Here is a 19,432-nt window from a genome sequence, read left to right on the forward strand (position 1 = left end):
AAACTTCCTATGACTGAATATACAAAACAGCTGGCACCATGATGATTGGTAGCAGACACTCCTATAAAAAGTTAGTTATACTTGCATTTTTGCATCCACCAAGGTTAAACATGTCATCATTGCAACAAATCATTGAACATCAGTTTGAACAACGACAACAGCTTTCAATGGCCACGGCTTCGCCTGAAATTATCAACGCCATTGAGGAAGTGCTGCATGGGCTGGATCAAGGGCATCTTCGTGTCGCTGAAAAAATAGAAGATCACTGGGTCGTTCATCAGTGGATAAAAAAAGCCGTTCTTTTGTCGTTCAGGATATACTCTAATCAAATGATTGATGCTGGTTTTTGTCAATTTTACGATAAGGTTCCTCTTAAATTTAATCATTTAAATTCTGAAGAATATAACAAGCTCGGCGTGAGAATCGTACCTCATGCCATGGTTCGTCGCGGGGCATTTATTGGAAAAAATAGTGTTCTCATGCCCTCTTACGTCAATATTGGCGCCTATATTGATGAAAACGTCATGGTTGATACCTGGGCTACTGTCGGTTCCTGTGCGCAGATTGGTAAAAACGTTCATTTATCTGGCGGCGTAGGTATTGGCGGAGTTCTCGAACCCTTACAAGCAAATCCAACCATCATTGAGGATGATTGCTTTATTGGCGCACGTTCCGAGGTCGTGGAAGGCGTTATTGTCGAACGTGGTTCAGTGCTCTCAATGGGTGTTTTTCTGGGACAAAGCACAAAAATATACAACCGTTTGACTGGCAACATTAGCTATGGCCGTATCCCGGCTGGTTCTGTTGTCGTACCGGGTAATTTGCCGAGCGAAGATAAAAGCCATAGCTTATATTGTGCCATTATTGTCAAACAAGTGGATGAAAAAACACGTGCTAAAGTAAGCATTAATGAGTTATTGAGAGATATTAAGGCATGAACTCCCTTCAAGAATTATTGACCTCTTTAATTAGTTACCAGTCAATCTCACCTCATGATAATGGCTGCCAAGATTTCATGATTCACTATCTGGAAGCACTTGGGTTTCATTGCCAAAAATTCGATAGCCCGCCTGTTGCCAATTTTTTTGCTATCATTGGTAAACGTGGGCCTCTCTTAATGTTTGCTGGACATACCGACGTCGTCCCCAGCGGTGATTTAACCAAATGGCTGCATGATCCATTTGTGTTGCATCAACATAACGGTTTACTGTATGGTCGAGGAACAGCAGATATGAAGGGCAGCCTCGCCTGCATGCTCATCGCCGCCTCGCAATTTGTAAAAGCACATCCTGATTTTCCTGGCAGGCTTGCTTTTCTCATTACCAGTGGAGAAGAAGGTGACCATTTCAATCTAGGTACACCCTATGTCATGTCGCAACTACAACAAAAAGGCATCCATCCGGACTATTGTATTGTCGGTGAACCTTCCAGCAGCAAACGGATTGGAGACGTCGTAAAAATTGGTCGCCGCGGTTCGTTAACCGCCAAATTAGTCTTGCATGGCAAGCAAGGCCATGTTGCTTACCCACAGTTGGCTGAAAATCCTATTCATACGATAAGTCCTGTGCTGGTCGAATTAGTATCCACGGAATGGGATAAAGGAAATGCATTTTTCCCCCCCACTTCATTACAAATAACCCACATCCAGTCTGGTGGACAAGCGAGCAATATCATTCCGGGTGAACTTCTTTTGCAATTTAATTTTCGCTATTCCACTGAGCAAAATGCCGAAACGTTAAAACAGACCGTACAAACATATTTTAAGCGTCATGGCCTGCAGCCATTGATTGAATGGCGGTTAAATGGTGAGCCTTTTTTAACCATGAAGGGTCGCCTGTTGGATGCCTGTATTGAGGTCATTACCTCACAAACAGGCCAAACACCGGAATTATCGACCAGCGGGGGGACATCAGATGGCCGCTTCATTGCACCTTATGGCGTGGAAGTCATTGAACTTGGACCAGTCAATGAAACGATACATCAAGTCAATGAATGCGTGGCACTTGCTGATTTAACAATACTCGCTGATATGTATTACTCACTTTGCAAAGCACTGTTGCTATAAATATAAATGCATGGCTTTATTACAGTAAAGCCATGTTTTGTACGTGATGGTAAAATCAATAAACGGCTTGTGTTAACTCTTCTTTCTGCGTTTCATTGACCTCTACTGATGTATGCTTTGCATCCACTATCTTGGCCACACAAGAATCAGACCATACGTTCAGTGATGTTTCCAGCATATCAATCAAGCTGTAAAAAGGCAGAATGATTCCCATGAGCGTGATGGGTACATTCATGCTTGCAAGCAGACTTGCACTAAGAAAAAACATCCCATAGGCACGCCAGCATTCCCAATGGCTGCGACCGTTGCCACAACTACCCATAACGCCATGGAAGCCAATGACACATCTATCCCATTATTCTGCATCAGATAAATCACAGTAACAAAAATAAATGCTGCACACCCATTCATATTAATACTGGTGCATAAAGGCAAGACAAAACGACTGATTTCCGGTTTTACTTTTAATGCTTTTTCCACCGTATCCATGGTCACCGGTAAACTGCCTACCGATGATTTGGAGAAAAAAGCCAAGGATAACGCCGGGAGCATACCACGCATGGCGGCAAAGGGTTTAATGCCATGCGATTTTAACCAAAGAGGCAGGATAACAAACCCTTGGATTAAATTAGCCAATACAATAATTAATAAATATTCTCCTATGCCTTTGATGGAAGTACCACCCCGCAACTGCACAACAGAAGTCGTGATAAACCCATACAGACCAAGAGGAATAATTGCGATTACCCATCGGGTTATGACCATAAACAACCCATGCGCACCACGAAAAAACTGCGTAATGGTCTGCCTTGCTTCAGCATCCGGAATAAATCGTATGGCAATACCAATAACAATCCCTAAAAATAATACACTTAAAACCTGATGCTCAAGAAATGGTGAAAAAATAGTGGATGGAATAAGATTGGCAACATGCTGAAAATAATTCACGTGATTTGTTGGTAAAAAAGCAGCCTGGGAAACAACGCCCGTCATGGTTGGGTGAATCACGATATATAACAAGCAACTAATTGCCGCCGCAATCAATGTTGTACCCAGCGTATAGCACATCGTTCGGCGCCAAATACTTTTCATCATACCATCCGTACGATAATTGGATAGGGTCACAATGATGGAAAGCGCAATGATTGGCAAACTGATGCATTTAAAAATTTTGATGAATACATCAGCAATAAACAATCCTACATTTTTCAATAAACTAATATCGGATAATCCACTAAAAATACCCAACAAAATCATCAGAAAATACAAAACTGGGGTACTCAACCAAAGATTATTTTTTTGAACTGAATGTTGTGCGCACATTTGCAACCCTTTTAATCAACGGATAAGAGGAAAAATAAGAATGAATTTATATTAACAACTACAACAAGGATGAAGAGTGCAAATACAGCAGATTGTATGACCTATTGCGCTTATTAAATCATTCATATAAACAGTACTAATTTTGAACATTAAGGTCATATTTTAGCATATTGCAAGGCAATGTCAATTGCACCAAGACTTATTTCTCCTGGTTTTCGCTTGAAACTACAAAGTAGCTATAGTCAGCCTTTCTTTTAAGCGCATGATGCGATGATACGATTCATCAATTCTGGAAACTTTGATTTCACCTGCTCGCGTCAACTGTTCAATGCGATCAATAACTTCTGTTGCGCTTATCTGTCCTAATTGATTGGCAAATATCAACATATCAGCCCCAGCATGAATCGTCATACGTAAAGCTTCATCAATTGCGTAATGATGGCTGATTGCCTGCATTTGCAAATCATCACTCACAATGACCCCATTAAAGCCCATTTGTTGCCGCAATAAACCGGTCAGAATTGGAAATGATAAAGTAGCCGGTAATCCATCAGCATCCAAATGACGGTTAATGACGTGCGCCGTCATAACCATAGCCGCTGCATCTTGCTTCAGCAAGCTTTCATAAGGTTGCAGCTCACTGTTCTGATAATAACCACTGACATCGACAAAACCTTCATGTGTATCTCCGACAGCGCTTCCATGTCCAGGAAAATGTTTATAAGCACAAACAATATTATGATGATTAAATGCTTTTACAAACTGGCTGGCAGCACGAATAACCTGCGCAGGATCGTTAGAATAACTACGACCAAGCTTGCCAATAATGCCTTGTTCTTGGTTTAAATTGAGATCAATAACAGGAGCAAAATTAAGATTAAATCCAAGTTCTTTACAGGTAAGAGCCATTTTTTCACTTTCAGCGTATAAAGCATCATTTGAAAGAGAGGCCTGTTCACAAGCTTTTAATGTCTTCATGCAACCATCAATCGTCGCCAAACGGTCAACCGCTCCTCCTTCATAATCCAATGCAATAAAAAGAGGTAGATTATTTTCCTGTTTGGAGTAGTGATTTAATTGCTCGTTTAATCGCTTAATTTGTTCTTTATCATTCAGATTTTTACCATAGCGTTTCGTCATTAAATCAAAATTAAACAATAATACGCCACCCAATCCGTCCGTCTGCAACCATTTTGCAACGGGGCTATTGTCATCTACTGTCAGGCCGGAAAATCCCATGATTAACATTTGGCCAATTTTATGTCTTAAGCTCGGCATCATACTCCTGAATAAAATAATGCATGCTATCCCACTTCAGTGCGGTATATTATTGAGGTGGAACCGGTGGAATACCCGCAGTACTGCATTTACATTGTCCACCTGCGGTTGGTGGAAGTGGCACTTCGGAGAATTGTTCCGGATAACAAATAGTAAGACTCCATGCGGTTTCATCTTTCGTAATTTGTTGAGGCAATGTCCAATAATGTTGCCCATCGTAAGATTTTCCCTCATCCGACTCCCAAAATACGGGTGTAAATTGTGCTTGAAATTTTAGTTTCTGGCTAGGTTGGCAAGTAAATTTTTGTCTGGCCCAAGAGGAACCCTCCGGGACAATAACCGTTACTAAATTATTATTTTCATTCGATGCATCAAGAACATTTACAGTGACATTATAATCAGTCCAGCAATTGTCTTTTATCACGGTAATAAAGCACGGAAAAGCATGTGCAGCAACCATAAAACTCATGTTAAAAAACAAGATTATTATTTTAATCATGATCGCCCATACCTTGAATCTATTTTGTATAAATTATATACAGATTTTGTTTTTATCCAAATCGGATGTTAATATTGAATAGATTTTAATTCAATAAATATGCATCTCATAACCTATTGTTTAATTATCCATATCTTGCAAGACAAATCATCCATTTATGATTATTTTCAGAATAAAAGATACTCCTGGATCCTAAAATGCCAACGTCGAGTTGATTTTTTCTGCGTTCAAGTATACTCTTGCGGCGTTGGAGAGATGGCCGAGCGGTCGAAGGCGCACGCCTGGAAAGTGTGTATACGGAAACGTATCGAGGGTTCGAATCCCTCTCTCTCCGCCAAATGCACTGAACTCTTTACCTGTGCGATTTAAAACAGTCCGCCGTATGATCATTTACCATACCCACCGCCTGCATGTAAGCATACATAATAGTAGAACCAACAAAATTCATTCCGCGTGCTTTTAAATCCTTAGATAAGGCATCTGATTCTTTTGTGGACGTTGGTACCTCATACTGATTTTTAGGAAAGTTTTCCTTAGGCTTCCCCCCGACAAAACGCCAGACATAGGCATCAAATGAGCCAAATTCCTTCTGTATGGATAAAAATATTATGGCGTTTTTACGTGCAGAAAATATTTTGAGGCGATTGCGAATAATGTCAGGATTGCTTAATAAAACCTCTAATTCTTCATCGGTCATATTGGCCACTTTGTGAGGGTCAAATTGCTTAAATGCCTTACGATAACCTTCCCGTCGTTTTAATATCGTTTTCCAACTTAAACCAGCTTGAGCCCCTTCCAGCACGAGCATTTCAAACAGCTTATCATCATCATGCACAGGGACGCCCCATTCTGTATCATGATATTGTTCATAATATGGCTTAACCTGTTCTGCCCAGACGCATCGCTTCATTATGTATTAATTCCACTCCTATTTTTAGTTAAATTCTTGCCATTTCCTCTCTCGTACCCTCTTGTCAATTCAACGAATGGCAAACCTTAAAATTTTTTAGAAATCTCTATTTAAAAATATGGACAAAAGATAAAAATATTTTACAATTCCTGCTTGGTTTACGGCGCTAAACGACGAAAAATAAGCCCTCGTGATTTGCAGACGGAAAACCTAAACGGTCAATCCGTTTCTAGGATTTCATTTACGCAAAAAGCAGGACTATTTTCTTAATTTTTTGCCTGATGTTAAAAATTGATCTTAAATGATCTTAAATTTAGTGCCATTCGTCCTTAGATCTTAACATCCAGACGAATGAATTTAAAATCCATCATCTCTCGCTTTTGAGGTGTATATTTTAAGGAATTAAACAGCTAGTGACCGATCGACAAGCAAGCAATATCAAGCCTATTCACGATGGAGAATTTCGCCGGGCATTAAAAATCCGTCATGTTCAATTAATTGCATTGGGTGGCATTATTGGTTCCGGTTATTTTCTGGGAACAGGGGAAGTTGTTAATCAAGTTGGACCATCCGTTTTTCTTGCCTATATACTCGGAGGACTAATTATTTATTTGACCATGCTATGTATGGGAGAGCTTGCTGTTGCTATTCCAATTTCCGGCTCCTTTATCAATTATACCGCTGATTTTATATCCCCTGCTCTTGCTTGTGGGGTCGGGTGGTCTTATTGGATCAGTTGGGTTGCCTATATTCCTGCAGAATGCGTTGCCGGTGGGATCATCATGGAGCATTTTACCGGCATTAATGGTTATGTGTGGGCAGTAGGGTTTGGTTTATTAATTACTTACATTAATATTGCCAAAGTAGGCACATTTGGTGAAATTGAATTCTGGTTAGCTCTCATTAAAATCCTTGCTCTGTTTGGCTTTGTAGTTCTTTCTCTCTTAATTTTCTTTGGATTTATTCATGGTCCCCAACCTCCAGGCATGATTGGCGGGAAATATATTTTTGACCAGGGTGGACTTTTTCCCAATGGAGGTATGGCCTTATTAACCGCAATGGTTCTTCTGTTAGTCAATTATCAAGGTTCGGAAATCATTGGACTTGCCGCCGGAGAATCCATTGATCCCGCCCGCATGATACCAAGCGCTATACGCAACGTTACTTTCCGTATTTTATTTATCTACATCATCCCAGTGTTTTGCTTAGTGTTAATTTTCCCCTGGCAAAAAGCAAACTTAAGCAACTCTGTCTTTGCCGAAGCTCTTAATCTCTATGGCTTGAGATGGGCTGGTGCTGCAACCAGTTTTGTGACTCTCACAGCCACTTTGTCCTGCTCCAACTCCGGTGTATATGGCATTGTTCGTTCCTTACATGCTTTGGCCCGCAACGGCATGGCTCCTAAAAGGCTAGCAAAATTAAATCGGAATGCCGTACCGCAAAATGCTGGCGTTGTCACCCTTATTTCCATCTGGATTCTGCTGCTTGCAGGCTACTTTTTTGGTCAATCCATGTTATACATTGCCTTATTGCTGGTTTCAGGATTTACCGGAGCCATTGCCTGGATTTCGTTGTGTTGGGCACAAATTAATTTTCGTCGTCGGTTATATAAAGCCGGTTACACAACCGCCGACCTCCGTTACAAAACCCCTGGTTCCCCTTACACAGGCATCATTGCCATTACTCTAATGTTGGTATGCCTGGTTTTTCTTGTTATGAATGATGATCCAAGCTATAAAGTGGCTTTTATCATTGGCTTTATCAGCCTGACTGCGCCTATGCTTATCTATAAATATTTTGGCTTGCATAAATATCGGGAAGTTCGAATGGCAGAAAATGGTCATGCTCATTTTAATGACATATTTCCCAAACGTTAGCGAATGTTGGTTATTTTGGGCAAGACCATCAACTTAAATCTGTATTATTTTCAAGAAAATAGGAAGTATAATTAATGCAATTTACTTCCATTGGCTACATCGTGCAAAACGGTGGCCAGGGAAATTGCTCCATGAGCATCAGAAAATCCCACCAATAAAAACTGTGAGGTAAATCCTGCAATATTTTTTTCACCTAGGTTCACACAACCAATGACTTTTTTCCCCAAAAGAGATTCCGGTTTATAATGAACTGTCACTTGTGCCGACGTTTGTAAGATGCCTAAAACAGGGCCAAAATCCACCCAGACTTTATAAGCTGGCTTTTTAGCCCTGGGAAATTCTTCCACTTTCACCACGGTACCTGCTCTTAAGTCAACGTTTGCAAATTCATCGTAACTTATTGTCATGACTATCCTTAAAATCCATCCATTATTATAACAACACTGAGAAACATCCATTGAAGCAATGATGCCAGTATAAAAATAATCGTCAATATTTAATTTAAGCAGTCATTACCACGTCACAATGAAATTCTGGCACCAAATTTCTCAATAAAATCAGGAGCTCATTATTCTGATGCGCATGGCACGCCGCCTGTAACATTTGCATGACTTCGGTCAGTTCATCCCAATTAATTGGTCGAAATTTTGCCTTAAATAATTTTTCATGCTCCGTTTGTTCCAACTGCTCGGATATATGAAACAATTCTTCAAATAATTTCTCTCCTGGGCGTAATCCAGTGTATTTGATTTGAATATCTTTTCCAGGTTCTTTACCCGCCAGACGAATCATTTGTTCAGCCAAATAACGAATCTTAATAGGTTCCCCCATATCTAACACAAAAATCTCGCCCCCATTGCCATCTGCCATTGCCTGAAGAATGAGCTGACAAGCTTCTGATATCGTCATAAAATAACGTTCTATGTCTGGATGCGTTACGGTTAAAGGACCACCATGTTGTAATTGCTTTTGAAATAAAGGTACCACACTACCTACTGATCCTAAGACATTCCCAAAGCGTACGGTTATAAATTGCGTATCAACCCGAGCATCGAGATTTTGACAATAAATTTCTGCCGCACGTTTGGTTGTACCCATCACATTCGTAGGATTGACTGCCTTATCTGTAGAAATAAGAATAAATTTTTCAACGCCAAAAGCCACGCTGGCTTCAGCCATGATTTTAGTTCCAATCACATTATTTTGTACGGCTACTCGAACTTGATGCTCCAGCATGGGTACATGTTTATAAGACGCTGCATGAAAAACAATATCCGGTTTAAACCGTTTAAACAAATCCTCCACCGCCACTAAATCCGTAACGCTTGCTAAAGACAGCTCAACAGAGACCATTGGAAACCGCTCCTGCAGCTCCAGATCAATTTTATATAAATTAAATTCACTATTATCCAAAATCAGCAACTTTCCCGGGTTTAGCTGCATAACCTGTCGACACAACTCAGACCCAATGGAACCGCCTCCGCCAGTCACCAGTACGCATTTACCCTCTATGCTGGCTGCAATTTTATCCCAAGTCAGTTCTACCTGATCACGACCCAGTAAATCTTCAATATTGACTTCTCTTAACGCATTCACTTCCACTCGGCCAGATACCAATGCTTGAATACTGGGCAAGGTACGAAAAGGAATATTACAGCGTTCACAATGACTAACAATTCGCCGCATAGCAGCAGAACGCGCAGAAGGAATGGCAATAAAAATTAAGTCTGCCTGATGCGACACCACTAATTCTGCTATTTCACGCACGGTTCCCAAAACACGTACTCCATGCACTTCAAGTCCTCGTTTTGCCACATTGTCATCAATAAATCCAATAGGCAAATAGGATGGAGCTCGTTTTAAATCTCTAACCAATCCTTCTCCTGCTTGTCCGGCTCCAATAATTAATACCCGCTTTACGTCAGCCACATCGCCATGGTAATTTTGTTTATCCCAATATTGCCGCAGAAGCATTCGTCCACCACATAGGAGTGTCACCAAAATCATACTGTATAAAGGTAATACCGACCGTGGTATGTGTTGAAGCAATGATGTTAGGTAAAATATAGGAATAACGAGAAAAGTAGCACAAACAACTGCTTTTATAATGCGGATCACGTCATTTAGCGAAGAAAACCGCCAAAGTCCACGATACACTTTAAAATGATAGTAACAAACGATCTGTACAAGCGTGAGAACGCCTAAAGAAGTTAAAGAATACTGGCTGGTCAAATAATTTGGGAAAGGCTGCATATTATAGCGTAGCCAATAAGCAACGTACCAAGCTATAGGAATCGATGCTGCATCAAAAGCCAATACGGGTAATTTTGAATAGATTTTTTGCCAATAAGAAGTGAATTTTTGCATGTTAAAAAATTACCTTGACTCGAACTAGGCCAAAAATCATAAGTATACATACAATACGTATTGCATTGTAAATAAATCATCATAGCCGATGATATTTTTGTCATTTTTTAAACTGGATTGGCACTATCAATAAATTGATGCCGTAAACCAAATTTTGTACTTAAATGTTGACCTAAAGCCTGTATTCCATAGCGCTCGCTGCTGTGATGGCCGCAAGCAAAATAATGAATTCCCAACTCCTGTGCCTGGTAGTATGTTCTTTCAGAAATTTCGCCACTTAAATAAGCATCTACCCCAAGGTGATAGGCATCTTCAATGAGGTTCTGAGCAGCGCCAGTGCACCATGCTAAACGTTCAATCGGTTTATCCGATACGGTGATTGCTAGAGGCTCTCGCTTTAATTTTTCAGTAATATTGCGAGATAATTCATAAGCAGAAATTGGTTGCGGGAATCTTCCAGACCATAAAAGATTAGGTACTTTGCCAGCACAATGTTTTTCTACTGCTTCTATGCCTAACAATTCGGCGATGCAAGCATTATTCCCGACGTCAGGATGACAATCTAATGGCAAATGATATGCAAAGAGATTAATTTCCCCTTTCAATAACTGCCCAATGCGCCGCTTTTTCATGCCAGTAATGATTTGTGCCTCTCCTTGCCAGAAATACCCATGATGCACAAGAAGAGCGTCCGCTTGCAAAGCCAAAGCCTTGTGTATAATTTCCTCCGAAGCAGTCACCGCCGTGCAAATTAAACCGATGGTTTCTTTCCCTTCAATTTGCAGGCCATTTGGCGCATAATCATTGAAGTTATCACACGCAAGATAATCTCGCAGATAGATTGCCAACTTGTCTCGCGTAATCACGACAATGAACACCTTTTAATATCAGCACCTAACATCGAAAGTTTTTCTTCAATCCGTTCGTAACCACGATCCACATGATAAATGCGCTCAACTCTTGTTTCCCCCTCTGCTATCAATCCTGCCAAAATTAGGCTGGCAGAAGCACGAAGATCTGTCGCCATTACTGGCGCGCCTGTTAATTTTTCAATTCCTGTGATCATAGCGGTATTGCCATGCAAACGAATCTGAGCACCCATGCGCTGTAATTCCTGAACGTGCATGAAACGATTTTCAAAAATTGTTTCAACGATCGTTGAAGAACCTTCAGCAATTGAATTCAATACCATAAATTGTGCTTGCATATCCGTAGGAAAAGCCGGGTAAGGGGCGGTTGCAATATTGACCGCTTGTGGGCGCATCCCATGCATATCCAACGTCACCCAATCTTCCCCGATGGTAATGGATGCACCTGCTTCTTCAAATTTACATAACAAAGATAATAAATTATCTGGCTTAACTCGCCGAACAGTCACTTGCCCACGGGTAACTGCGCCGGCTGCAAGGTAAGTACCGGCTTCAATTCGATCTGGCATCACTGCATAAGAACCACCACTAAGAGATTCAACGCCTTCAATTTCAATGGTTGACGTCCCGGCTCCTGAAATATTTGCACCCATTTGCACCAAGAAATGAGCTAAATCAACGATTTCTGGTTCACGAGCCGCATTTTTGATGATCGTTTTTCCCTTTGCAAGTACAGCAGCCATCATGACATTCTCTGTTCCACCCACGGTAACGGTATCAAACACCAATGTTTTTCCTTGTAAACGCCCCTCTCGGCATCGTGCTTTGATAAAACCATTTTTAACGGTAATGTCTGCTCCCATGGTTTTTAATGCTTTTAAATGCAAATCAACTGGGCGAGTTCCAATGGCACACCCACCTGGTAAAGACACATCTGCTTGACCAAAACGACTGAGTAATGGGCCTAACACCAAAATAGAAGCCCTCATCGTCTTTACCAGTTCATAAGGAGCCACAAGTTCATTAATATGACCAGCATCAATCTGGACATTCATTTTTTCATCAATGACCAAATGAGCACCCAGTTGACCTAATAGTTCCATCATGGTCGTCACATCTTTAAGATGAGGCACATTCGAAATAGTCACATTATCAGTGGCTAATATAGTAGCCGCCATAATAGGCAATGCTGCATTTTTAGCGCCGGAAATAATCACATCCCCGTGCAACGCCTTGCCACCATTAATGATTAACTTATCCATGTTGCTTCTCCCATTCTTCTTTTGTCCAAGTCTTCATGCTTAATGCGTGCAACTGACCTGTCGTAATATAATCTTTAAGTTGACCATACACCCACTGCTGTCTTGCGACTTTTGGCTTACCAACAAATGCATCGGATACAACGGTGAGCTGATAATGATAACCATCCCCTTCTACCCGCACATAATCCACCTCATCGGTCGCACTCAAATACTGTTCTAATTGTTCATTGCTTATCATTTATCATTACTTCCACACCACCAAATTTTGCCAAAGCATAAATATCTTTTGACATCCCATGAATCAACAGTGATTTGTCATATTGCTTGCACAATCTTTTGGCTTCAATTAATAAAGCTAACCCGGCACTGTCGCACTCAGTGACATGCTGCAAATCCAGGCAAAAATTCTTGGTATCATTATCCTGTATTGCCTTAAGCAGTCGCTTGTAATCAGATTCCACGGTATCAAATGTTAATTCATTTGACAGCTTAAATTCGAGCGATTGCTGCATCATCAAGCTGCCTTGTGTTGACGCATCTGAGTTATCAAATTTTGCATGTTTGAATTTTGCAAAACCTGACCAAACTGAGAGCGAAAACTCTGTAATAAACTCACTCCCTCAACACTTAAATCATAAATCTTCCATTGTCCTTGTTTTGCTATCAAACTGTAGCTTAAAGGGATATTCTGACCGTTTGAACGCACAATAATACTATTTACTCGAATAAACCGGCCATCGACGGAATTTCGTAAAGGTAAAAATTTGACTTTTTCATCCGTATATTCCGCCAAAGGACTTGCATAAGTACGAATGACTAATTGCGTAAATTCCTGAGTAAACTGTTTTCTCTCAGCAGCAGAAGCCTTATTCCAAGCCTGGCGACCGAGCACGGAACGAGACATGCCTTGAACATCAACAATAGGCAATAAGTAACGCTCTACCGCTTGATGTATGACTTGCGGATTGTTCTTCAGACTGGATTTATTTTCATTGAGTGTTGCAATAATTTTATTTGCAGCATTTTCCAACATAGGAATAGGTGAAGACTGAGCCCAAATTCCCGATGTCAAGAACACCGTCAGCATGAGCATTATGGCTTTAATTTGCTTCATAGATCACCTTTTAATTTTAAGTAATTACTGATTTATTTTTTAATATTAAACAAAAGCTGGCCGATCAGATTTTCAAGTATAATTGCCTCTTGCGTTTTGCCAATGACGTCTCCTTGACGTAAATACGGATGTTCTTTATTGCTGTCATCCTCAAAACCTGGGACGATACTGATGTAATTTGAACCAAGCAATCCCTCCGTCAAGATACGTGCAGAACTATCTTCGTAAGGAATTGGTTTATCGCGGCGTAAAGACATAGTCACTTTGGCATTCAATTGTTCAGGCTGCAGCTCAATGGCGGTAACCTCGCCAATTTTCACCCCAGCCACAGTCACCGGTGCTCGTACCTTTAAACCACCTATGTCAGTAAATTCAGCGGTAACCTGATAATCATCAGCAGAAGAAAAATCAGACATTCCACTTACTTTCATGACCATAACAAACACAGCCAACAGCCCTAGCAGCATAAAAAGACCTACGCTGATATCAATGTATCGCTGCTTATTCATTTACCAATCTCCAATCATCATCGCTGTCAATAAAAAATCAAATCCTAGTATTGCCAGCGAAGAAAAAACCACAGTCCGCGTCGTTGCCTGACTGATTCCTTCCGCTGTTGGGATGCAGGCAAATCCTTGATACACTGCTATCCATATTACTATGAAAGCAAAAACGACGCTTTTAATTATTCCACTGACGACATCTATATGAAAATTTACTGCCGCTTGCATATTAGACCAAAAACTGCCGCCATCAACACCCAACCATTCTACCCCGATTAAATACCCACCATAGATGGAAACCGCCGAAAAAATTAAAGTCAGTACCGGCAAGGCAATAAGTCCAGCCAGAAATCTGGGATAAATAATGCGCCCTAGGGGATCGATTCCCATCATATCCATACTTGCAATTTGCTCCGTGGCTTTCATTAAGCCAATTTCAGCAGTTAATGCTGAGCCAGCGCGACCAGCAAATAATAAGGCACTGATTACAGGCCCCAATTCTCGCACAATGCTTAAAGCCAGAAGTTGTCCCAATTGGCTGTCGGCTCCAAATTTCTCAAGTGTATTATACCCTTGTAAACCAACAACCATTCCAATAAATAAAGCAGACACAATGATAATCAAGCAGGATAAAACACCAGCATAATAAAGTTGAATTCTTAAATCTGGCCAAAGCCGCGATAGATCCGGCTTTCTTAACAACACTTGCAATAAAAATCGGGCCGAATTACCAAGCATCTGGAGCATTCCAAGGCCGCTTTGTCCAAGGCGCGCAATCATATCAAGCATCAAATAATTCCTCCATATAAGGCCGCGCCGGATAATGGAAAGGAACCACTCCATCAGCTTCACCATGCATAAATTGTTTGACTTGCGGATTTGAAGATTGTCGAAGTTCTTGAGGTTCACCATGGCCAATCACCTGTCCCTCAGCAATTAAATAAGCATAATCAGCAATAGAACAAGTTTCATCCACATCATGTGAAACAATGATGGTTGTTGTACCCAGCAATTGGTTCAATCGCTTAATCAACCGAACCAGAACCCCCATGGAAATTGGATCTTGCCCAGTAAATGGTTCATCATACATCATCAACTGGGGATCAAGCGCTATCGTTCTGGCTAAAGCAACTCGCCTTGCCATGCCACCTGATAAGGCATCTGGCATTAAATGCGCTGTCCCACGCAACCCTACGGCTTCAAGTTTCATTAAAACGATGTTACGTACAATGGCTTCATTGAGATTGGTATGCTCTCTTAAAGGAAAAGCCACGTTGTCAAAAACAGACAAATGGGTAAATAAGGCGCTGCTTTGAAATAATAATCCCATTTTCCGTCGAGCTGCATGTAATTTTTTGCGGGAAAGCTGATGAATATTACAGCCATCCACCAAAATTTGTCCATCATTGGGCGTTAAAAGTCCACCAATCAAACGCAATAAGGTGGTTTTACCACTGCCGCTTGGCCCCATGATCGCTGTTATTTTCCCACGCCGAACATTAATATTTATATCCTTAAAAATCAATCGGCTATCGTAAGAGTGGGAAAACGTCAGGTTTGTTATTTCCACTAAATTATCGCGCATAAGATTTTTCTTTAAATTGCTATACCTTAGCATTATATACTCGGAATATCATGTATAGCGAGAGATCGATAACAGATCCATCCGCCTCATTTCGACGCGCCAGTAACACTAGCTATTACCCTGACTAGCCAATCGCTGCTTTTTTCGTAATTATATGTTACTATTTTCAACCGGCGTTTACAGGCTAGATGAGGATATGAATTTTTGCAAACTTGGCCTTGCAGTTATTGAAACGGAGGCACAGGCTGTATTTGAACTCACACAGCGAATCGATGAACGCTTTGAACAGGCATGTGAAATACTGCTTGCCTGTAAAGGCCGAATCGTTGTGACCGGCATGGGAAAATCAGGCCATATTGGCAGCAAGATTGCAGCAACCTTTGCAAGCACCGGTAGCCCTGCGTTTTTCATGCATCCAGGAGAAGCGAGTCATGGCGATTTAGGCATGATTACTCGCCAGGACACGGTCGTTGCTATTTCTAACTCCGGGAATACCGCCGAACTTGTTGTTTTGCTTCCCTTATTGAAACGTCTGGAAGTTCCATTGATTACTCTCAGTGGTAATCCTGAATCCCTCTTGGCAAAAGCAGCCAATGTCCATTTGGATCTCAGTATCCGCCAAGAGGCTTGCCCACTTGGACTCGCTCCTACAACCAGTACAACCGTCTCATTAGTCATGGGAGATGCGCTGGCCATTGCCTTATTGCAGGCAAGAGGATTTACCGCCGAAGATTTTGCCTTATCTCATCCTGCTGGCACCCTTGGCAAACGTCTTTTATTACGCATTGATGAAATCAGCCATACAGGAGACGAACTGCCTATTGTTCATGAAGATGCAACCGTATGTGAAGCATTAATAGAAGTGACTGCCAAAAAATTGGGAATGACTTGCGTGGTGGACACCCAAGGGTACTTGGCCGGTATCTATACGGATGGAGATGTGCGTCGGACATTAACCCAACAACATGATATTAATACAACGCGTCTAAAAGACGTCATGTCTCGAAATTGTCGTACTATTCCACAAGGTATGCTTGCTGCTGAAGCTCTGGCTATCATGCAAAAATACAGCATCACCTCGCTCATTGTCATAGATAAGGAAAAACGGCCTCTGGCGGTAGTGCATTTGCATGATTTGTTACGAGCGGGGGTATTTTAAATCGATGAGAATAAAATGAAAGAATTGTTAGAAAAAGCAAAAAAGATCAAATGTGTCATCTGCGATGTTGATGGTGTTTTAACAGATGGACGCCTCTATCTTGACAATCATGGCAATGAATTAAAAGCCTTTCATGTCCAAGATGGCATGGGTTTAAAATTGTTAATGGCAGCAGGTATTGAAGTGGCTGTCATCACAACATCACAAAACGCAGTTATTGAACACCGAATGCAACAATTAGGAATACGTCACTATTTTAAAGGCCAGGTAGAAAAACAAGATGCCTATCAGCGATTGAAGGCGTCTCTGGGCTTAAATGATGAGGCATTTGCCTATATTGGTGACGACCTTCCGGACATACCTATCATCCGTAAAGTCGGTTTGGGCATTGCCGTGGCAAACGCTGTCAATCAAGTAAAAGAGTTTGCTATATGGCAGACCCAGCAACATGGCGGACGCGGTGCTGTGCGTGAAGTTTGTGATTATATTTTAAATGCACAAAATAAATTCGATGAAGCATTGAACGGGTATTTTAGCCTATGAATGCCGGAAAGCAGGCTGTTTGGCTATTCATAGCTCTCATTGCTCTTGCATGCTCAGGTTGGTATTTTGCAAGCACGCCCGCCGTTGCTATCAAACTCGATGCTCAAACATTATCGACGACCGTTGATACCACCATCAGTCAATTGACGGTTCGTCAATACGATGCTCATGGAGAATTGGCAAATTATCTGCAAACCCCTTTATTGCGCCATATCCCAAAGGACAACACACACTGGTTAAAAACACCTCATATTATGATTACTCAAGCAAAAGAATCGCCTTGGGAAATTCGCTCCAAGCAAGCCATTTCATTATATGGCGGTCAGAAAATTACGTTCAACAAAAACGTTATTATCCATCAATCTCAACATGGGCAGACACCAGAAAGCACGCTCACAACAGAAGAAATGATTTATTTTCCAAAAGACAAGTTGGCAATTACCGACAAAGAAGTCACTTACCAGCAGCCTGGTAATATTGTCCAATCAACCGGTATGAAAGCTTATCTTGCAGAAAAACGCGTGCAATTGTTAAACCAAGCCAGAGGTACCTATGATCCACAACATGGCTAGGTCATACATAGCCATCGTAAGTTTGAGTTTGCCTAAATTCTTACTGTTTTTATTTTTTTTATAGCAGCCAATGCTGCTTTTGCCTTACCTGAAGATCGCCAGCAAGTATTACAATTACGTGCAGATTCAGCCGATCTTAATCAGGAAAAGCATCTTGGAATTTATATTGGTCATGTAGAACTTGATCAAGGCTCTACCCATTTACGTGCAGCCGAAGCCATCACGCAAGGTAATTCAGACAATAAATTAATACGCGCCGTTGCCAAAGGAAATAAGGAAGAGCAAGCGCATTATTGGACGCTTACTGCACCGGATAAACCTCCGCTTCATGCCTACGCCAATGAAATTTACTATTATCCGGAACGCCATCTTATCGAGTTGATAGGTCAAGCCCGCATTGAGCAGGGTCAAAATTCTTTTCTGGCCCCTAAAATCACCTATGACACCGAGCGTCAACATGTATTAACTCACCGCGATCAAAAAGCCCGTACGGTCATTACTATTTATCCAGAGAAAAAGTCATGAGTGAGTTATTAGCACTTCATTTAAAAAAATCATTCAAATCAAAAACCGTGGTCAATGATGTCAGCATACGTATCGGTCGAGGAGAATGTGTGGGATTATTAGGTCCTAATGGAGCAGGTAAAACAACATGTTTTTATATGATTGTTGGCTTACAGTCTTGTGATAAAGGACAAATTCTTTTAAACGGAGAAAATATTACCAAAACAGCGATGCATCAACGTGCCCGTCTGGGCATTGGTTACTTACCGCAAGAAGCATCCATTTTCCGCAAAATGACTGTCACTGAAAACATCATGGCTATTTTACAACTGCGGCGCGATTTAAATAACAAGCAACGTCAGAATAAACTAGAACAGTTACTACAAGAATTTCATATTTCTCACTTAACAAAAAGTCTTGGCATGAGTTTGTCAGGAGGTGAGCGACGACGCGTTGAAATCGCCCGCGCACTCGCCATAGAACCTGCGTTTATTCTGCTTGATGAACCTTTTGCAGGCGTTGACCCCATTTCTGTGCTCGATATAAAAAAAATTATTTTACATCTTTGTGATAAAAACATTGGAGTATTAATCACTGATCACAACGTTCGTGAAACATTGGATATCTGTGAACGAGCTTACATTGTCAGTCAAGGCAGAATTCTTTGCGAAGGTGCTCCCGAAACCATTCTTGCCAATCAGCAAGTACGCTCTGTGTATCTCGGTGAAGAATTTTCACTATAATTTTTGCCATTTTAAAAAAGTAAGGCCAAAGCCTTATGCTTCAATAATAACTATTTTATATTTCAAGACAAAATAATATAAAATTACTCCATACAGAAAGTGAAGAACCACTTAAAATCTTTGTTGATGCATTTTATCTAACGCCTCATTGCATTATCGACCTATTAGCTTTCTGCTTCTGTATGTCATAAGAGTTTTCAGCTTATTTGCCTAAAAAATTACGAAAACATATAATTCGTAGTCAAACTTATTGGTAAGG

At 41.0% G+C, this 19,432-nt stretch carries 21 protein-coding genes, 1 tRNA gene and 1 pseudogene; 9 read left to right on the forward strand and 14 right to left on the reverse strand.

Translation table 11 applies throughout. The features are described from left to right. The first annotated feature begins 110 nt into the window (after positions 1 to 110). Positions 111 to 938 carry a 2,3,4,5-tetrahydropyridine-2,6-dicarboxylate N-succinyltransferase gene (dapD, locus tag LOA_RS08480; protein ID WP_025385956.1) on the forward strand — a complete coding sequence of 276 codons (828 nt, stop codon included), beginning with the start codon at positions 111 to 113 and terminating at the stop codon, positions 936 to 938. Next, positions 935 to 2,065, forward strand: coding sequence for a succinyl-diaminopimelate desuccinylase (gene dapE / locus LOA_RS08485; protein WP_025385957.1), 1,131 nt, complete (start codon positions 935 to 937; stop codon positions 2,063 to 2,065). Before dapD ends, dapE begins: the two co-directional genes overlap by 4 nt. 55 nt (positions 2,066 to 2,120) lie before the next feature. Here dapE and LOA_RS08490 read toward each other — a convergent pair. The 3 genes and pseudogenes from LOA_RS08490 to LOA_RS08500 all read right to left on the reverse strand — a co-directional run bounded on the left by LOA_RS08490 (position 2,121) and on the right by LOA_RS08500 (position 5,165). Next, a pseudogene (locus LOA_RS08490) lies at positions 2,121 to 3,322 on the reverse strand (dicarboxylate/amino acid:cation symporter). 291 nt (positions 3,323 to 3,613) lie between these two features. After that, entirely contained in the window at positions 3,614 to 4,666 is a 1,053-nt protein-coding gene (locus tag LOA_RS08495; RefSeq protein ID WP_025385958.1) for a glycoside hydrolase family 3 protein, read from the reverse strand. A 49-nt stretch (positions 4,667 to 4,715) separates the two neighbouring features. Further along, positions 4,716 to 5,165, reverse strand: a complete 450-nt coding sequence (locus LOA_RS08500; RefSeq protein ID WP_051398985.1) for a hypothetical protein — start codon at positions 5,163 to 5,165, stop codon at positions 4,716 to 4,718. 249 nt (positions 5,166 to 5,414) lie between these two features. Here LOA_RS08500 and LOA_RS08505 point away from each other — a divergent pair. Then, positions 5,415 to 5,502: transfer RNA gene (locus LOA_RS08505), tRNA-Ser, on the forward strand. A 15-nt stretch (positions 5,503 to 5,517) separates the two neighbouring features. Here LOA_RS08505 and LOA_RS08510 read toward each other — a convergent pair. Next, the gene (locus LOA_RS08510) at positions 5,518 to 6,075 is read right to left on the reverse strand and encodes a DNA-3-methyladenine glycosylase I (RefSeq protein WP_025385960.1); all 558 of its coding nucleotides are present in this window, start codon (positions 6,073 to 6,075) and stop codon (positions 5,518 to 5,520) included. 413 nt (positions 6,076 to 6,488) lie between these two features. On the opposite strand from LOA_RS08510, the gene LOA_RS08515 reads away from it, so the two are divergent. Further along, positions 6,489 to 7,952, forward strand: coding sequence for an amino acid permease (locus tag LOA_RS08515; RefSeq protein ID WP_025385961.1), 1,464 nt, complete (start codon positions 6,489 to 6,491; stop codon positions 7,950 to 7,952). A 71-nt stretch (positions 7,953 to 8,023) separates the two neighbouring features. On the opposite strand, the gene LOA_RS08520 is transcribed toward LOA_RS08515, so the two are convergent. The 10 genes from LOA_RS08520 to LOA_RS08565 form a co-directional block, all read right to left on the reverse strand. After that, positions 8,024 to 8,359: a tRNA-binding protein gene (locus LOA_RS08520; protein ID WP_025385962.1), complete on the reverse strand. Its 336-nt coding sequence runs from the start codon at positions 8,357 to 8,359 to the stop codon at positions 8,024 to 8,026. A 94-nt stretch (positions 8,360 to 8,453) separates the two neighbouring features. Continuing rightward, the gene (locus tag LOA_RS08525; protein WP_025385963.1) at positions 8,454 to 10,319 is read right to left on the reverse strand and encodes a polysaccharide biosynthesis protein; all 1,866 of its coding nucleotides are present in this window, start codon (positions 10,317 to 10,319) and stop codon (positions 8,454 to 8,456) included. A gap of 107 nt (positions 10,320 to 10,426) precedes the next feature. Further along, positions 10,427 to 11,185, reverse strand: a complete 759-nt coding sequence (locus LOA_RS08530; protein WP_025385964.1) for a Nif3-like dinuclear metal center hexameric protein — start codon at positions 11,183 to 11,185, stop codon at positions 10,427 to 10,429. After that, positions 11,182 to 12,450: a UDP-N-acetylglucosamine 1-carboxyvinyltransferase gene (gene murA, locus LOA_RS08535; RefSeq protein ID WP_025385965.1), complete on the reverse strand. Its 1,269-nt coding sequence runs from the start codon at positions 12,448 to 12,450 to the stop codon at positions 11,182 to 11,184. Before murA ends, LOA_RS08530 begins: the two co-directional genes overlap by 4 nt. Next, the gene (locus tag LOA_RS08540) at positions 12,443 to 12,688 is read right to left on the reverse strand and encodes a BolA family protein (protein WP_025385966.1); all 246 of its coding nucleotides are present in this window, start codon (positions 12,686 to 12,688) and stop codon (positions 12,443 to 12,445) included. Before LOA_RS08540 ends, murA begins: the two co-directional genes overlap by 8 nt. Beyond that, a complete protein-coding gene (locus LOA_RS08545; RefSeq protein WP_237757991.1) occupies positions 12,675 to 12,965 on the reverse strand; it encodes an STAS domain-containing protein in 291 nt (96 codons plus the stop codon). The genes LOA_RS08540 and LOA_RS08545 overlap by 14 nt, the downstream gene beginning before the upstream one ends. Next, positions 12,965 to 13,564: an MlaC/ttg2D family ABC transporter substrate-binding protein gene (locus LOA_RS08550; protein ID WP_025385968.1), complete on the reverse strand. Its 600-nt coding sequence runs from the start codon at positions 13,562 to 13,564 to the stop codon at positions 12,965 to 12,967. Before LOA_RS08550 ends, LOA_RS08545 begins: the two co-directional genes overlap by 1 nt. A gap of 32 nt (positions 13,565 to 13,596) precedes the next feature. Further along, a complete protein-coding gene (gene mlaD, locus LOA_RS08555) occupies positions 13,597 to 14,073 on the reverse strand; it encodes an outer membrane lipid asymmetry maintenance protein MlaD (RefSeq protein WP_025385969.1) in 477 nt (158 codons plus the stop codon). Next, positions 14,074 to 14,856, reverse strand: coding sequence for a lipid asymmetry maintenance ABC transporter permease subunit MlaE (gene mlaE, locus LOA_RS08560; RefSeq protein ID WP_025385970.1), 783 nt, complete (start codon positions 14,854 to 14,856; stop codon positions 14,074 to 14,076). Continuing rightward, positions 14,849 to 15,652, reverse strand: a complete 804-nt coding sequence (locus LOA_RS08565; protein ID WP_025385971.1) for an ATP-binding cassette domain-containing protein — start codon at positions 15,650 to 15,652, stop codon at positions 14,849 to 14,851. Before LOA_RS08565 ends, mlaE begins: the two co-directional genes overlap by 8 nt. A gap of 196 nt (positions 15,653 to 15,848) precedes the next feature. Between LOA_RS08565 and LOA_RS08570 the strand changes: the two genes are divergently transcribed. From LOA_RS08570 to lptB, 5 genes are read left to right on the forward strand one after another with little or no spacing between them, the layout of a single operon-like run. Further along, complete coding sequence (locus LOA_RS08570; RefSeq protein WP_025385972.1) at positions 15,849 to 16,811, forward strand: KpsF/GutQ family sugar-phosphate isomerase; 963 nt, start codon at positions 15,849 to 15,851, stop codon at positions 16,809 to 16,811. Positions 16,812 to 16,826: 15 nt separating this feature from the next. After that, positions 16,827 to 17,354 (forward strand): KdsC family phosphatase, encoded by a 528-nt coding sequence (locus LOA_RS08575; protein WP_025385973.1) that lies wholly within the window; start codon positions 16,827 to 16,829, stop codon positions 17,352 to 17,354. Continuing rightward, entirely contained in the window at positions 17,351 to 17,926 is a 576-nt protein-coding gene (gene lptC / locus LOA_RS08580; protein ID WP_025385974.1) for an LPS export ABC transporter periplasmic protein LptC, read from the forward strand. The genes LOA_RS08575 and lptC overlap by 4 nt, the downstream gene beginning before the upstream one ends. Positions 17,927 to 17,986: 60 nt before the next feature. Then, the gene (gene lptA / locus LOA_RS08585) at positions 17,987 to 18,451 is read left to right on the forward strand and encodes a lipopolysaccharide transport periplasmic protein LptA (protein WP_420795676.1); all 465 of its coding nucleotides are present in this window, start codon (positions 17,987 to 17,989) and stop codon (positions 18,449 to 18,451) included. Further along, positions 18,448 to 19,173, forward strand: a complete 726-nt coding sequence (gene lptB / locus LOA_RS08590; protein WP_025385975.1) for an LPS export ABC transporter ATP-binding protein — start codon at positions 18,448 to 18,450, stop codon at positions 19,171 to 19,173. The genes lptA and lptB overlap by 4 nt, the downstream gene beginning before the upstream one ends. Positions 19,174 to 19,432: the final 259 nt, after the last annotated feature.

The organism is Legionella oakridgensis ATCC 33761 = DSM 21215 (assembly GCF_000512355.1).
Lineage (GTDB): Bacteria > Pseudomonadota > Gammaproteobacteria > Legionellales > Legionellaceae > Legionella_A > Legionella_A oakridgensis.

Coding starts and splice junctions, on each gene's coding strand:
- mlaE (WP_025385970.1), bottom strand. CDS start 14,856: ATGCTTGATATGATTGCGCGCCTTGGACAAAGCGGCCTTGGAATGCTC.
- murA (WP_025385965.1), bottom strand. CDS start 12,450: ATGGATAAGTTAATCATTAATGGTGGCAAGGCGTTGCACGGGGATGTG.
- LOA_RS08510 (WP_025385960.1), bottom strand. CDS start 6,075: ATGAAGCGATGCGTCTGGGCAGAACAGGTTAAGCCATATTATGAACAA.
- LOA_RS08520 (WP_025385962.1), bottom strand. CDS start 8,359: ATGACAATAAGTTACGATGAATTTGCAAACGTTGACTTAAGAGCAGGT.
- LOA_RS08570 (WP_025385972.1), top strand. CDS start 15,849: ATGAATTTTTGCAAACTTGGCCTTGCAGTTATTGAAACGGAGGCACAG.
- lptC (WP_025385974.1), top strand. CDS start 17,351: ATGAATGCCGGAAAGCAGGCTGTTTGGCTATTCATAGCTCTCATTGCT.
- LOA_RS08525 (WP_025385963.1), bottom strand. CDS start 10,319: ATGCAAAAATTCACTTCTTATTGGCAAAAAATCTATTCAAAATTACCC.
- LOA_RS08545 (WP_237757991.1), bottom strand. CDS start 12,965: ATGATGCAGCAATCGCTCGAATTTAAGCTGTCAAATGAATTAACATTT.
- LOA_RS08495 (WP_025385958.1), bottom strand. CDS start 4,666: ATGCCGAGCTTAAGACATAAAATTGGCCAAATGTTAATCATGGGATTT.
- LOA_RS08565 (WP_025385971.1), bottom strand. CDS start 15,652: ATGCGCGATAATTTAGTGGAAATAACAAACCTGACGTTTTCCCACTCT.
- dapD (WP_025385956.1), top strand. CDS start 111: ATGTCATCATTGCAACAAATCATTGAACATCAGTTTGAACAACGACAA.
- LOA_RS08550 (WP_025385968.1), bottom strand. CDS start 13,564: ATGAAGCAAATTAAAGCCATAATGCTCATGCTGACGGTGTTCTTGACA.
- mlaD (WP_025385969.1), bottom strand. CDS start 14,073: ATGAATAAGCAGCGATACATTGATATCAGCGTAGGTCTTTTTATGCTG.
- LOA_RS08540 (WP_025385966.1), bottom strand. CDS start 12,688: ATGATAAGCAATGAACAATTAGAACAGTATTTGAGTGCGACCGATGAG.
- LOA_RS08500 (WP_051398985.1), bottom strand. CDS start 5,165: ATGATTAAAATAATAATCTTGTTTTTTAACATGAGTTTTATGGTTGCT.
- dapE (WP_025385957.1), top strand. CDS start 935: ATGAACTCCCTTCAAGAATTATTGACCTCTTTAATTAGTTACCAGTCA.
- lptB (WP_025385975.1), top strand. CDS start 18,448: ATGAGTGAGTTATTAGCACTTCATTTAAAAAAATCATTCAAATCAAAA.
- LOA_RS08575 (WP_025385973.1), top strand. CDS start 16,827: ATGAAAGAATTGTTAGAAAAAGCAAAAAAGATCAAATGTGTCATCTGC.